This window comes from Microbispora sp. CSR-4 (assembly GCF_008033685.1).
Taxonomy (GTDB): domain Bacteria; phylum Actinomycetota; class Actinomycetes; order Streptosporangiales; family Streptosporangiaceae; genus Microbispora.
The window spans coordinates 568-818 of sequence record NZ_VJVX01000346.1; the positions used below are offsets into that span (position 1 = coordinate 568).

The 251-nt window shown below is 74.1% G+C and carries 1 pseudogene; it reads left to right on the top strand.

The window, feature by feature from the left end:
• Positions 1-251, top strand: a pseudogene (locus FLV34_RS42105) (hypothetical protein); the annotation flags it as partial.

Genomic DNA, 251 nt, shown 5'->3' on the forward strand with positions numbered 1-251 from the left:
GATCCCGAGCTACGCGCCCGGATCGGTCTCCCGGGCCCCGTACGGCTGGCCGCCTCCACCCTGGGACGGCTGCTGGCCCGCCTGGACGGCGACGACTTCGACGCTGCGACCTGCGCCTACCTGGCCAGGCTGGCCGCCGCGCCACCAGCGACCGGCACGAACGGCACGAACGGCAGAACAGCGCTACTCGGCCTGGCCGTGGACGGCAAAACCCTGCGCGGCAGCCGCACCGGCGACCGTGTGACCCACCT